Genomic DNA, 13,153 nt, shown 5'->3' with positions numbered 1-13,153 from the left:
CGGATGTCTTCAACTGATTCCCTCCCTGCCGTTCTTGCCGGTCCGATTCTACGTCGCCTTGAGCCTTGGCGCCTGGTGATGTGGCTGGTGGGTTCGCGGCCTTTGACGTTGACGTTGCGCCTGCCAGACCGCGATTACCCGCTCGATGAACAGCAATGTCAGGTCGTTGCAGTAGGCCGCAGCGCCTTTATTCACTTGATCGACCTGCCGCTGGATGATGCTCTGCCGTGCGATGTCGCCATTGCCTACGACCTGCTGATTGACGGCCAGCAAGGCATTGCCGAATGGGCGCCGCATCTGCTGTACGCCGACCGCACACTGCCGAATTTCGTGCTGCGCAGCACCATTGAACAGCTGCTCCACGGCTCCTGCCGTAAACCGCATCACGCTGCGGACGAAGGTTTGTTGTGCGCAGACCGGCTGCTGGCGGCCAATCCGGATGCCGAGCATCGCCCAGCGCTGTTGATGATGAGCGGCGATCAGGTCTACGCCGACGACGTGGCGGGGCCGATGCTGCGCGCCATTCATGCGCTGATCGAACGTTTGGGGCTGTTCCATGAGCACCTGGACGGCGCAGTGGTCGACGACAGCGCAGCGCTCTACAACCATCCGGCCAGTTACTACAACCGTGCCGATTTGTTACCGGCACTAAAAAGCAACGACACGCTCCGTGAGCGGTTCTTCGGCGGTGCGCGCAAGCCGATTTTCACCAGCAGCACGGCTGATAACCATCTGGTCACGCTGTCTGAAGTGATCGCCATGTACTTGTTGGTCTGGTCGCCAGTGCCATGGACGCTGATCGCCCCGACACCACCGGTTTTCGAGGCTGGCGAGCAACCTCGCTATGAACAGGAACAGCTGAGAATCGACGCTTTTGTCGATGGTTTGGGCGGCGTATCACGGGTTTTCGCTCACTTATCATGCCTGATGATCTTTGATGATCATGACGTGACAGACGACTGGAACCTCTCGGCAAAATGGGAAGAAACCGCCTACGGCCACCCGTTTTCGAAGCGTATTATCGGTAACGCGCTGCTGGCTTATCTGCTGTGTCAGGGCTGGGGCAACAACCCGGATGCGTTCCCTGATCTATTGGAAAAAACTCAACAGCTGACCCGGCAAACATCCGATGGTTATCTGCAGAGCGAAACGCTCGACAGTCTGATTGGCACGCTGCTGAAATTCCAGCAGTGGCACTACGTGCTACCGACTTCACCCGCGCTGGTGGTGCTTGATACCCGCACCCGACGCTGGCGCAGTGAATTCAATCTGCATCAGCCTTCCGGCCTGCTCGATTGGGAGGCGCTCAGTGAGCTGCAACAGGAACTGCTGGATCATCCTTCAGCGATCATCGTTTCACCCGCGCCAGTGTTCGGTGTGAAGCTGATTGAAACCGTGCAGAAAATCTTCAGCTGGTGCGGGCACCCGTTGTTAGTCGACGCCGAAAACTGGATGGCACATCGCGGCGCGGCACAGGTCATCCTGAACATTTTTCGACACTCGCGCACACCCGGCAATTACGTGATTCTGTCGGGCGACGTGCATTACTCGTTCGTCTACAAAATCCTGATTCGCCATCGAACCGCTAACCCGCACATCTGGCAGGTCACCAGCAGCGGCTTGAAGAATGAATTCCCGCAAAGCCTGCTGGACTGGTTCGACCGCCTGAACCGTTGGCTGTATTCGCCTCGTTCGCCACTGAACTGGTTTACCAAGCGGCGCCTGATGCGCGTAGTGCCGCGCATCCCCGAGCACAGCAAAGCCGGTGAGCGACTGTGGAATTCGGCGGGCGTGGGCCAGGTATTTTTCGATGCCAAGGGGCGGCCGACCGAGATTTACCAGCTTAACGCCAACGGGCGTGAACCCACACGGTTCATCGAGCCAGACGGCAAGGCTTAACTAACGAAAGCTTTAGTCAGTGCGTCACGACCTTTGCTCGTGACGTTCAAGGCTCGGGAATCTAGCTGCCGGGTAACCCAACCGCGCTTGAGCATCAGTTCCAGAATGGCGGCGCCCAGCGCGCCGCCGATATGCGGGGAGCGCTCGCTCCAGTCCATGCACGGATAAGCCAGTCGCCTGCGCTGAGCGCGCATGGCATCAACATCGACGCCCAGCTTTAACAATCGCTCGACGCCCTTTTCGGTGAGGCTGTAATCCTTCCCCTGCGCCTCGATCCAGTTGGCTTGTAGCAGTACGTCATGAAGCCTGACCGCGACCTCACCTGCGCAGTGGTCATAACAGGTCCGGGCGTGCCTGAGTGCGGCGGGCGTGCTGGGCTGGAAAGGAGTAGCGGGTTGGCCGGTAATCGACAGCAACGACTCCAGAGCTCGCGCCACACGGCTATTGGCCAATCGATAGTAACGATGTCGCCCCTGCACCACTTGCTCGACCAGCCCGTGCTCGCGCAGACGCGAAAAATGATTGCTGGCCATGGAGGCTGTCACGTCGGCTACCGCAGCCAGTTCGGTGGCGGTACGCGCCCGACCGTCGAGCAAACTGCACAACATGCGTGAGCGCGCCGGGTCAGCGATGGCACCCGCCACTTCGGAAAGCGAAACCTCTGCGCATTCGACATCCATAGTTCAGCCATCCCTGAAGCATCGTTTTAGGCGCTCATCATACTGAGGTTCACCGCACATTTAGGGATTGAGTCATGAAGCAACCGGGTTTCTTTGGCAGCAAAGTCGTCGCTGCCACGTTTGTAATGGCTGTGTTTGGCTGGGGTATTGGTTTCTACGGGCCGCCGATTTTTCTCTATGCCGTATTGCAGCGCACTGACTGGTCGGTGTCACTGTGCTCAGCGGCAGTGACGTTGCACTTTCTCGCGGGCACCCTGGTGATCGTCAATCTGCCTCGTCTCTACAAACGCTTTGGTCTGGCTAGCGTGACCGTATCCGGCGCGACGGTGCTGGCATTCGGCGTCTACGGTTGGGCGATGGCGAATCAGCCTTATCAGTTATTTATCGCGGCGCTGCTCAGCGGATTGGGATGGGTGACCATGGGCGCAGCAGCGGTCAATGCGGCCATCGCACCGTGGTTTGTCAGCAAGCGCCCCGCCGCATTGGCCATGGCTTACAACGGGGCGAGTATTGGTGGAGTGATTTTTTCATCGGCGTGGGTTTACCTGATTAATCAGCTTGGCTTTGATCAGGCGGCTCTGTGGGTGGGAGGCGTGTCGATCAGCGTTATTTCCTTGCTGGCGTTCAAGTTCTTCGCGTTGCGCCCGGAACACTTGGGGCAATACGCCGACGGTGCCGACCAGGCACCTGCCGAGGCAATCAGCCCGGCCGTATCGCCCTCAACCTCTCTATGGCGCAATCGACAATTTTTGACCCTGGCAGCAGGCATGTCGCTGGGCCTGTTTGCGCAGATCGGATTGATTACCCATTTGTTTCTGGTGCTGGTGCTGCATTTGTCTGAGCAACAGGCAGGCTTGGCGATGGGTTTGGCAACGGCCAGTGCGATTGCCGGCCGGACACTGGTGGGCTGGCTGATGCCTGCCCATGCAAACCGCCGTAATGTGGCGTGCCTGAGTTATGGCGTTCAATTGCTGGGCTGCATCGTAATGCTCGGCGTTGGCCAGGCTCCAGGGCTGGTCTGGCTGGGTGTGGTCCTGTTTGGCGCGGGAATCGGCAACGCGACTTCGCTGCCGCCACTGATTGCCCAAGCGGAATTCCCACGTCAGCACACTCAGCGCGTGGTGGCGCTGATCGTTGCGACCGCGCAAGGCTGTTATGCATTTGCTCCGGCGATTTTCGGGGTCGTGAAGTCATCGAGTGATACGGCGAACAGCGCAGTATTGATATTTACTCTGGCGGCGGCGATTCAAGGGATGGCGATAGTGGCGTTGCTGGCGGGCAAGGTTCGACATTCCTGAGTTGGAATAATCCTCTGTAGGAGTGAGCTTGCTCGCGATAGCGTTTTATCAGACGAGGCTTCCTTGACTGTTAAAACGCTATCGCGAGCAAGTTCACTCCTACAGAGGGTGCCTTTCACCCCACGCACTCATCATTCGTTCAATCGATAGTCACCATCAAAATTCGCAAGTTCTGGTTTTTTCGGCAAAGGAGGAGGATGGCCACATACCGAAACCGCTTGTGAGGAATACGCGATGAGACTTTCAACCCTGCTGACGCTTGTCGCCGTATTGACCGGTGGTGCCTTTGCACCCGCCTTCGCTGCCGAGCAAGCGACCTGCCAATTCCAACCGGTTGCCGACAGCAGCACCGGCCTGCAGCACTCGCAATCGGTTGGTGTGCTGTATAGCGAAAATACCGTCAACACACTCGCCTACCTTGAGCAGTACCATTCAGTTGCCGTGAATGGTGCAAAAAATGCAGATCTGGATTCGCGTATTCGCGAAGCCTTCGTTAACAGCTCCGACCCAAAACTGGCCATCGACTGGCTGAAAAGCTCACTGCAAAAAGAATTCGCCTCGGTGACTGTCTACGACAACCTGGATGCGCTGATGCAAGCCAGACCTGACGTGGTAGTGATGCTCGACACTTACAACCGTCTGGTGACCCAGCGTAATACTCAGGTCGAGGCGCGGTTTGTGGCGAAGTTTTACGACACCAATCTGCAATACATCGGCAAAGCCGAAGGTTATGGCGGCAAGGAAATGACGTCGGTGTGGGTGCATGACAAAGCCGCCGCTGAAATCGCTGCGCAGATTGATCAGCAGCGTGTGCTGCAAGTGAATGCGCTGAAACAATTCGATGCGTCGCTGAAGGCGCTGGTTGTTTCGGGGCAGGTTGCGGCGAATTGAGGTGTTGGATTTCTGTGGGAGCTGAGCTTGCTCGCGATAAGGCTGGACGCGGTTCACTTTTAGATCACGTCCAGCCTTATCGCGAGCAAGCTCAGCTCCCACATTAGATCACCGAGGCATCAGCCACCGCCCCCCTTATCGCATCCAGCAACATCGCAAACGCCGGATTGTCATTGTCCGACCTCCAGATCAGGTGCAGTTCGCTTTGCACGCCCTCGCCCAGATCGATGTCGCGAAACGTCACGCCCTTGAACACCACGCTCGCCGCGCATCGCGGCACCAGTGCCAGGCCCATGCCGGCATTGACCAGCGCCAGAATAGTCAGCGACGAACCCAGCCATTGCACGTACTGCGGCGCCACCCGCGCAGAGCGGAACATGCCGGTCAGCAATTCGTTGAACGGTGGGTAAGCCGCGTGGGAATACATCAGGAATGGCTCGGCATCCAGATCCGACACTGTTACCGTTTCAGCATTAGCCAGCCGATGAGTACTGGGCACCGCCAACACAAACGGCTCACGCACCAGGCACTCGGTGGCAAACCCCGGCTGTAGCAACGGTGAACGAACAATCCCCAGATCGATGCGCCGCGCCCGCATGGCTTCGTGCTGCTGGTAGGTGTTCATTTCTTCCAACGAAATCTTTACCTGCGGCTGTTTGAGCCGTGCCTCGGCAATCACCTTGGGCAGAAACTCATAGACCGCACTGCCGACAAAGCTGATGGTCACCGAGCCAATATCCCCTTCAGCAAAACGCTTGGCCGATGCAGCCGCTTGCTGAGCACGCTCCAGCAGGTTCTGCGCCTCCACGAAAAACGCCCGCCCTGCCGCCGTCAACGCGACGCTGCGAGTACTGCGCGTAAACAGCGCCACACCTAAATGATGCTCAAGCAATTGAATCTGTCGACTCAAAGGTGGCTGGGTCATGTTCAGGCGTTCAGCGGCACGACGAAAGTTAAGTTCGGTGGCGACAGTGGTGAAACAGCGAAGCTGAGCAAGCTCAAACATTGATTCATTCCAGGTATCAATCAAGTGCCAATCTAGATTAGACCGGAACAAAGACTGCGTCCATGATCGGCTCGTCCCCAAAAAAATAATGATCGGGAGTCGCCTCAGTGAACACAGTCCAAAGTCCGACGGACGCCTCAGCGCTTGCCCGGGCAGCCGCCAAGGTCAAGCGCCACGTCCTGCCCCTGTTCGTCATCATGTTCATCGTCAATTACATTGACCGGGTGAACATCGGCTTCGTGCGTAGCCATCTGGAAACCGACCTCGGTATTGGCGCAGCAGCGTACGGCCTGGGTGCCGGGCTGTTCTTTGTCGGCTACGCGATTTTCGAAGTCCCTTCCAACATGCTGCTGCAACGCTATGGCGCTCGCGCCTGGCTGACGCGGATCATGTTCACCTGGGGTCTGGCGGCAATGGCCATGGCCTTCGTCCAGGGTGAAACCAGCTTCTACGTGCTGCGGTTCATTCTCGGTGCAGCCGAAGCCGGCTTCTTCCCCGGCATCATTTATTACTTCACCCAGTGGTTGCCCGGCGCAGACCGCGGCAAGGCCATGGCTATTTTCCTGAGTGGCTCCGCCATCGCTTCAGTGATCTCAGGCCCGGTATCGGGAGCGCTGTTGCACATCAGCGGCATGGGCCTGCATGGCTGGCAGTGGATGTTCCTGATCGAAGGCTTTGCTTCGGTGGTGCTCTGCGCATTCGTCTGGTTCTGGCTGCAATCGCACCCCAGCGAAGCCAAATGGCTGAGCGATGAAGAAAAGGCTGCGCTGATCGGCGCCATTGCCGAAGAGCAGCGCGAACGCGAGGCCTCGCAAACCATAAAGCCATCGATGTTCAAACTGCTGGCCGACAAACAGATCGCACTGTTCTGCTTCATCTATTTCTCCATCGCCTTGACCATCTACGGCGCCACTTTCTGGCTGCCGAGCATGATCAAGAAGATGGGTAATCTGGGTGATTTCCAGGTGGGTCTGTTCAACTCGATCCCGTGGATCATTTCGATCATTGCCATGTACGGTTTCGCAGCCATGGCCAGCAAATGGAAATACCAGCAAGCCTGGGTCGCCGTGACGCTGGTGATCGCTTCGTTTGGCATGTTCATGTCCACCACCGGTGGCCCGGTCTTCGCGTTTGTCGCCATCTGCTTCGCAGCGATCGGTTTCAAAGCAGCCTCGGCGCTGTTCTGGCCGATCCCGCAAGGCTATCTGGACGCGCGAATCGCCGCAGCAGTCATCGCCCTGATCAATTCCATCGGCAACCTCGGCGGCTTCGTTGCGCCCACCGCGTTTGGCTTCCTTGAACAAACCACCGGTTCCATCGAAGGCGGTTTGTATGGCCTGGCGATTACCTCACTCGTAGCCGCAGTGGTGATCTTCTTCGCCCGCACCAAGCCTCGTGGCGACACACCAGGCGTGCTGGGCGGCAAGCCTGACGACGCGAAAAAAAACATGGATAAGCCTCAAGCCCTGACATCGGGAGCAGCCTCTTGAAAATCAAACGTGTAACCGTCACCCCCATCGCCTTTCGTGATCCGCCCCTGCTCAACGCCAGCGGCATCCACGAGCCTTTCGCGCTGCGTTCGATCATCGAAGTTGAAAGCGACAACGGCTACATCGGTCTGGGCGAAAGCTACGGCGACGCCCCGGCGCTGGCGATCCAGCAACAATTGCAGAGTCAGTTGATTGGCCTTGATCCGTTCAATCTCAACCAGCTACGCACTATTGTGCAGGCGACCGTGGCAGCCAACAAACCGGCGAGCATTGCCGGTGCGGAACTGGCCCCCGGTTCCCATGCCAGCAAAGCGGTGAGCAATGCTTATTCGGCTTTCGAAGTTGCGCTCCTGGATTTGCAGGCCCACTACCTGAACGTTCCACTGGTGGACCTGCTTGGCGGTGCGATTCGCGATGAGATTCCGTTCAGCGCCTACTTGTTCTTCAAGTACGCGCAGCATGTGGATTCACCCTACAAGCCAGACAACTGGGGCGAGGCGCTGAATGAGGAGCAGATCGTTGCTCAGGCTCGGCGGATGATCGAGGAATACGGATTCAAGAGCATCAAGCTCAAAGCCGGAACCCTGCCCCCGGAGCATGAAGTGTCCTGCATCAAGGCACTGAAGAAAGCCTTCCCGGGCTATCCATTGCGCATCGACCCTAACGGCAACTGGTCGCTGGAAACCTCGATTCGCATGGCCGAATTGCTGGGCGACGATCTGCAGTATTACGAAGATCCGACGCCAGGTCTTGAAGGCATGTCCGAGCTGCACAAACGCACCGGCTTGCCGCTGGCCACCAACATGGTGGTGACGGATTTCGATGAGTTCCGCCGCAGCGTCGCGCTCAACAGCGTGCAGATTGTGCTCGCCGACCACCATTACTGGGGCGGCCTTCGCGACACTCAAGCACTGGCCAAGATGTGCGACACCTTCGGACTCGGCGTCTCGATGCACTCCAACTCGCACCTGGGCATCAGCCTGATGGCGATGGCGCATGTCGCCGCGTCAGTGCCGAATCTGGATTACGCCTGCGATACCCACTACCCATGGCAGGAACCGGACGAGGAAGTGATCAAGGGCGGCAAGCTGCCGATTGTCGACGGCTGCGTGAAAATCACTCGCGCGCCAGGGCTGGGTCTGGAGCTGGATCGGGATCAACTGGGCAAGCTGCACGATCAATACTTGACGTGTGGCATCCGCCAGCGCGATGACGTGAAACAGATGCAACGCTACAAGCCAGACTGGAAAGCGGTTAAGCCGCGGTTCTGATCTGCCCTGGCTCACCAGACATACCTTTGGCCCGACACTCCCCCTGTGCCGGGCTTTTTTTGGACCTTTTTTGTTGGAGCGAGGCTTGCCCGCGAAAGGGTTCTGTCAGTCGACATACATATTGACTGGCACACCGTATTCGCGGGCAAGCCTCGCTCCAACAACTTATTCCATTCACGCCATCGCGGGCGCAGCCATTTTCACATCCCGACGTGCCAGCACCAGATAGAACGCGCCACCCAGGAAGCAGCCGGTGAACCATGCAAAGTTGGCAATTGGCTTGAACCACGGCACGAAGGTAAACAACAAACCAATCAGTGTCGCGGCCAGCAACGCTTTGATCGCCACCGGGTTGAAGCCGTTGGTGTACCAGTAGCGGCCAGCCGGGGTGTCGTCGAACAGAGCATCCACATCGATGTACTGCTTTTTGATCAAGTAGAAATCCACCAGCAGGATGCCGAACAGCGGGCCGATAAAGGCCGCCAGCACGTCCAGGGTGTAGTGAATCACTTCCGGATTGTTGAACAGGTTCCACGGCGTGATAAAGATGGACGCCACTGCCGCGATCATGCCGCCCGCACGCCAGCTGATTTTGCTCGGGGCGCAGTTGGCGAAATCGAAGGCCGGGGACACGAAGTTGGCCACGATGTTGATGCCAATGGTGGCGGTCACAAAGGCAAACGCGCCCAGCAACACGGCAACGGTGTTGTCGATGCGTGCCACGGTGGCGATAGGGTCATGAATCATTTCGCCAAAGACCGGCAAGGTCCCGGACACGATCACCACCGTCACCAGCGAGAACGCCAGAAAATTCACCGGCAAGCCCCAGAAATTTCCGCGTTTAACGTCAGCCATGCTCCGGCAATAACGACTGAAATCACCAAAATTCAAAGTAGGCCCGGAGAAGTACGACACCACCAGAGCCGTTGCCATGACCACCTGACCGAATGCTTCCCAGCCGCTCAGGGATTTTTCCGACAGGGTGAAACTGATGTTGCTCCAGCCTGCTTTCCAGACGATCCAGCCCGCCAGCAGGAACATGACCGCGTAGACTACCGGGCCCGCCCAGTCGATGAAGCGACGAATCGAATCCATGCCGCGCCAGAACACAATGGCCTGCAATACCCAAAGGGTGAGGAAGCCCATCCAGCCGAGATAAGACAACCCGGCGAAGTGCACCTGAGCGAGGCTTTCCATGGACGGAAAGAAGCGCAGTACGACAATGACCAGTGCGCTGGACGCCAGATAGGTTTGCACCCCATACCAGGCAACTGCGATCAAACCGCGAATTACCGCCGGAATGTTTGCGCCGAACACACCGAACGCCAATCGGCAAATAACCGGATAAGGCACGGCGGCTTGCTGACTCGGCTTGGCGAGCAGGTTGGCGATGACCTGAATGATGCAAATCCCGACCAGCAAGGCGATCAACACTTGCCAACTGGCGAGCCCCAACGCGAACAGGCTCGCGGCGAAGACATAGCCGCCAACGCTGTGCACGTCGCTCATCCAGAACGCGAAGATGTTGTACCAGGTCCATTTCTGCTTAACCGGGCCGAGATCTTCGTTGTACAAGCGAGGGCTATAGCCCTTTGGAATTTCTGGATTCATCGCACGCACTCTCCTTTGATCGATGCCGCTCCGGAGACTGCATACGGAGGCTGGCGTTATTTGTATACGATCTGAAAGGCATGATGCATGCCAAACACGGCGAACGCGCCCAAAAGGCAGGCGCTAGAAGTGTCCGTGCATCTCAGCCGCAGAGCCGCCTTATCTTTAAATGCTCAATTAAAGTGCATAAATGCGCAGTGTCAGTGCATACAATCAGCGTTACTACGGCTATAAGCGGTGATGGCAAATCGACCAGACTTTGTATACGATCAGCCACACATTCACCGGTTAAAGCGGCCTTATGAATCCTCTCTTCCTCGCCACCCCTGCGATGAGCGACTCCACACTGAGCCGCGATGAACAGATCTATCAGGACATTCTGGAAGCCATTGTCGAACACCGACTATTGCCGGGCACCCGCTTGCCCGAAGATGCCTTGGCGGAAGTGTTTGCCATCAGCCGGACCGGTATTCGCAAAGTTCTGCAACGGCTGGCACTGGAGCGGCTGGTGACGTTACGCACCAATCGCGGCGCGGAAGTCGCGCAGCCCACCGCTAAAGAAGCTCAGGATGTGTTTGCTGCCAGGCAATTGATAGAGCCTGCGCTGATGCCAGCCGTGGCCGAACAGATTGACGCCGCGCAACTGAACACACTGCGCACGCTGGTCGATGAGGAACACCAGGCCCAGCGCGACGGTTTGCACAGCAAAGCCATTCAGTTGTCTGCGCGCTTCCATGTGCAGTTGATTGCGCTGGCCGACAATCAAGTACTGACCGAACAGGTCGCCCAGTTGACCACGCGCTCGTCACTGATCATTGCTGTTTATGGTTCGCGCCACAGTGTGGGCTGCGACTGTGGCGATCATGGTGAGCTGCTCGGGCTGCTTGAAGCAGGCAATGGCGCGTCGGCCGCGCAATGGATGGGCAAGCATCTGGCAAGCATCCGCGCCAGTTTGCAGGTCGATCAGGTGACGCCGGTCGAGCCGGACTTCAAAACCATTTTCAAGCGTTGATCCGCGAGTCGAGTCGAAATGAAAATCCAGGTCATCAACCCTAATACCAGCCAGAGCATGACGGCGAGCATCGGGCGGGCTGCCCGCGCGGTGGCACGGGCCGACACTGAAATCATCGCCTGCTGCCCGGACGCTGGCCCGGAATCCATCGAAGGCCATTTCGACGAGGCCATCGCCGCCGTCGGCGTGCTGGAAGAAGTTCGCAAGGGCGTCGAAGCGGGTTACGACGCACACATCATTGCCTGCTTCGGCGATCCGGGCTTACTGGCTGCGCGCGAACTGGCGCGCGGCCCGGTCATTGGCATTGCCGAAGCGGCCTTTCATGTTGCCAGCCTGATCTGCACGCGGTTTGCGGTGGTCACCACCCTGACCCGCACGCGAATCATTGCCGAGCATCTACTTCGCAACTACGGCATGACCGAGCATTGCACCTCGGTACGCTGCGTTGATGTGCCTGTGCTGGAACTGGAAAGCATGGGTGAGCAGGCCCTGGCTGAACGCATTGCCGAGCAGGCGATATACGCACGCGACAACGAAGGTGCAGGCGCGATCATTCTCGGGTGCGGCGGGATGGCAGACTTGCCGGGGCTGGTCAGCGAAATGACAGGCTTGCCGGTGGTAGACGGCGTCGCCGCCGCCGTCAAACTTGCCGAGGCATTGGGTGAACTTGGGCTCGCTACCAGCAAGCACGGGGACCTGGCCTTTCCGTTGGCCAAGCGCTTTACTGGGCGCTTTGCGCATTTCGGTCGTTAGCCAAGCCTGCTCTCATCAAATGTAAAATAACTGTGTGAGTTTAAAGGCTATTTCTGTAGGAGTGACCGAGGTGGCGATCCACATTGCTCGCGATAGAGTCAGCTCAGACGATACTTTCTAACCTGATCCACCGCTATCGCGAGCAAGCTCACTCCTACAGGGAAATATCTGCTGCGAGGCAGCGATGGCGTTCGGTCTGATACACCGCTATCGCGGCCTTGCGGTGCTCGTGCGCTCCTACAGGGTCTGATGTCCGCTACACAAAACAGCTGCTCCCACCGAGCACTAATAAAGATATATCGATAGACCGTATCGATATAAGAAGTTATTAAAAACGTCGTTATGCTGCCCGCCAGTTTTTTCTGACAGTCGCCCTTTTTGTTGTGGGAAGCAGTAATGGATTTTGGTGGTTTGGGGTTGGTGGTTGCGGGCCTGGTGGTGGGCTTCATCGTGGGCATGACGGGTGTGGGCGGCGGCTCGCTGATGACGCCGATCCTGCTCTGGTTCGGCGTCAATCCGGCCACGGCCGTTGGCACTGACCTCTTGTATGCAGCCATCACCAAGTCAGGCGGTGTGTGGGTCCATAAAAGAAACGACAACATCGACTGGAAAATCACCGGCTGGCTGACCATGGGCAGTGTCCCGGCGGTACTGCTGACGCTGTGGTTCCTCAGCACCTTGCACGCAGCTCCAGACGCCATGAACGCGGTGATCAAGCAGGCATTGGGTGTCGTCCTGCTGCTGACCGCTGCGGCGGTGTTCTTCAAAAAACGCCTGCTCGCATTCGCCCACAACCGGGCAGGTGGTAACTACAACCCAAGCGGCAAGAGCCTGAACGCGCTGACCGTGGTAACCGGCCTGATTCTCGGCACAATGGTCGCACTGACATCCATTGGCGCCGGTGCGCTGGGTACTGTCGCGCTGTTTATCCTTTACCCCTTCCTCGCCACTCGCCGACTGGTGGGCACCGAAATCGCCCACGCCGTCCCGCTAACACTGGTTGCAGGTCTGGGACACGCCGGTATGGGCAACATGGATTGGGGAATCCTGGGGTTCCTGCTGCTGGGTTCGCTGCCGGGAATTTATCTGGGCAGCCACCTTTCCGGCCGGGTCTCGGACGACATCCTGCGTCCATGCCTGGCAATCATGCTGGCGTTTATCGGGTACAAGCTGGTTTTCTGATTCACGACTCTGTAGGAGATGCCGCAGGCTGCGAATGGCGGCGTGTCAGGATAAATCCTT

General features: G+C 57.9%; 11 protein-coding genes. 8 read left to right on the top strand and 3 right to left on the bottom strand.

All coding sequences use genetic code 11. The features are described from left to right. Positions 1-3: 3 nt before the first annotated feature. Positions 4-1,899 (top strand): metallophosphoesterase family protein, encoded by a 1,896-nt coding sequence (locus ACYASS_RS16625; protein ID WP_463586925.1) that lies wholly within the window; start codon positions 4-6, stop codon positions 1,897-1,899. Here ACYASS_RS16625 and ACYASS_RS16620 read toward each other — a convergent pair. Beyond that, entirely contained in the window at positions 1,896-2,579 is a 684-nt protein-coding gene (locus ACYASS_RS16620) for an ArsR/SmtB family transcription factor (RefSeq protein WP_463586924.1), read from the bottom strand. The two genes, ACYASS_RS16625 and ACYASS_RS16620, sit on opposite strands and share 4 nt — an antisense overlap. Before the next feature lie 74 nt (positions 2,580-2,653). Here ACYASS_RS16620 and ACYASS_RS16615 point away from each other — a divergent pair, with 74 nt between their 5' ends. Together ACYASS_RS16615 and ACYASS_RS16610 are read left to right on the top strand one after the other, a co-directional pair. Further along, on the top strand, positions 2,654-3,877 hold the full coding sequence (locus ACYASS_RS16615; RefSeq protein WP_463586923.1) for an MFS transporter: 1,224 nt from the start codon (positions 2,654-2,656) through the stop codon (positions 3,875-3,877). A 234-nt stretch (positions 3,878-4,111) separates the two neighbouring features. Next, the gene (locus tag ACYASS_RS16610; RefSeq protein ID WP_463586922.1) at positions 4,112-4,768 is read left to right on the top strand and encodes an ATPase; all 657 of its coding nucleotides are present in this window, start codon (positions 4,112-4,114) and stop codon (positions 4,766-4,768) included. A gap of 103 nt (positions 4,769-4,871) precedes the next feature. Here ACYASS_RS16610 and ACYASS_RS16605 read toward each other — a convergent pair whose 3' ends face one another. Next, entirely contained in the window at positions 4,872-5,774 is a 903-nt protein-coding gene (locus ACYASS_RS16605) for a LysR family transcriptional regulator (protein ID WP_463586921.1), read from the bottom strand. Between the two features lie 107 nt (positions 5,775-5,881). On the opposite strand from ACYASS_RS16605, the gene ACYASS_RS16600 reads away from it, so the two are divergent. Both ACYASS_RS16600 and ACYASS_RS16595 read left to right on the top strand, forming a co-directional pair. Further along, a complete protein-coding gene (locus tag ACYASS_RS16600) occupies positions 5,882-7,264 on the top strand; it encodes an MFS transporter (protein ID WP_463586920.1) in 1,383 nt (460 codons plus the stop codon). Further along, positions 7,261-8,535, top strand: coding sequence for a glucarate dehydratase family protein (locus ACYASS_RS16595; RefSeq protein WP_463586919.1), 1,275 nt, complete (start codon positions 7,261-7,263; stop codon positions 8,533-8,535). Before ACYASS_RS16600 ends, ACYASS_RS16595 begins: the two co-directional genes overlap by 4 nt. Before the next feature lie 174 nt (positions 8,536-8,709). Here the strand turns inward: ACYASS_RS16595 and ACYASS_RS16590 are convergent, their stop codons facing one another. Beyond that, positions 8,710-10,146 carry an NCS1 family nucleobase:cation symporter-1 gene (locus ACYASS_RS16590; RefSeq protein WP_463586918.1) on the bottom strand — a complete coding sequence of 479 codons (1,437 nt, stop codon included), beginning with the start codon at positions 10,144-10,146 and terminating at the stop codon, positions 8,710-8,712. 301 nt (positions 10,147-10,447) lie between these two features. Between ACYASS_RS16590 and ACYASS_RS16585 the strand changes: the two genes are divergently transcribed. The 3 genes from ACYASS_RS16585 to ACYASS_RS16575 all read left to right on the top strand — a co-directional run bounded on the left by ACYASS_RS16585 (position 10,448) and on the right by ACYASS_RS16575 (position 13,093). Continuing rightward, positions 10,448-11,158 carry a GntR family transcriptional regulator gene (locus tag ACYASS_RS16585; RefSeq protein ID WP_463586917.1) on the top strand — a complete coding sequence of 237 codons (711 nt, stop codon included), beginning with the start codon at positions 10,448-10,450 and terminating at the stop codon, positions 11,156-11,158. Positions 11,159-11,176: 18 nt separating this feature from the next. Continuing rightward, on the top strand, positions 11,177-11,911 hold the full coding sequence (locus ACYASS_RS16580; RefSeq protein ID WP_463586916.1) for an aspartate/glutamate racemase family protein: 735 nt from the start codon (positions 11,177-11,179) through the stop codon (positions 11,909-11,911). Positions 11,912-12,307: 396 nt separating this feature from the next. Beyond that, the gene (locus ACYASS_RS16575) at positions 12,308-13,093 is read left to right on the top strand and encodes a sulfite exporter TauE/SafE family protein (protein WP_122663217.1); all 786 of its coding nucleotides are present in this window, start codon (positions 12,308-12,310) and stop codon (positions 13,091-13,093) included. Positions 13,094-13,153: the final 60 nt, after the last annotated feature.

Source organism: Pseudomonas sp. HP_14 (assembly GCF_055283875.1).
This window is presented reverse-complemented; position numbering and strand designations above follow the sequence as displayed.

Coding starts and splice junctions, on each gene's coding strand:
- ACYASS_RS16625 (WP_463586925.1), top strand. CDS start 4: ATGTCTTCAACTGATTCCCTCCCTGCCGTTCTTGCCGGTCCGATTCTA.
- ACYASS_RS16620 (WP_463586924.1), bottom strand. CDS start 2,579: ATGGATGTCGAATGCGCAGAGGTTTCGCTTTCCGAAGTGGCGGGTGCC.
- ACYASS_RS16615 (WP_463586923.1), top strand. CDS start 2,654: ATGAAGCAACCGGGTTTCTTTGGCAGCAAAGTCGTCGCTGCCACGTTT.
- ACYASS_RS16610 (WP_463586922.1), top strand. CDS start 4,112: ATGAGACTTTCAACCCTGCTGACGCTTGTCGCCGTATTGACCGGTGGT.
- ACYASS_RS16605 (WP_463586921.1), bottom strand. CDS start 5,774: ATGTTTGAGCTTGCTCAGCTTCGCTGTTTCACCACTGTCGCCACCGAA.
- ACYASS_RS16590 (WP_463586918.1), bottom strand. CDS start 10,146: ATGAATCCAGAAATTCCAAAGGGCTATAGCCCTCGCTTGTACAACGAA.
- ACYASS_RS16585 (WP_463586917.1), top strand. CDS start 10,448: ATGAATCCTCTCTTCCTCGCCACCCCTGCGATGAGCGACTCCACACTG.
- ACYASS_RS16580 (WP_463586916.1), top strand. CDS start 11,177: ATGAAAATCCAGGTCATCAACCCTAATACCAGCCAGAGCATGACGGCG.
- ACYASS_RS16575 (WP_122663217.1), top strand. CDS start 12,308: ATGGATTTTGGTGGTTTGGGGTTGGTGGTTGCGGGCCTGGTGGTGGGC.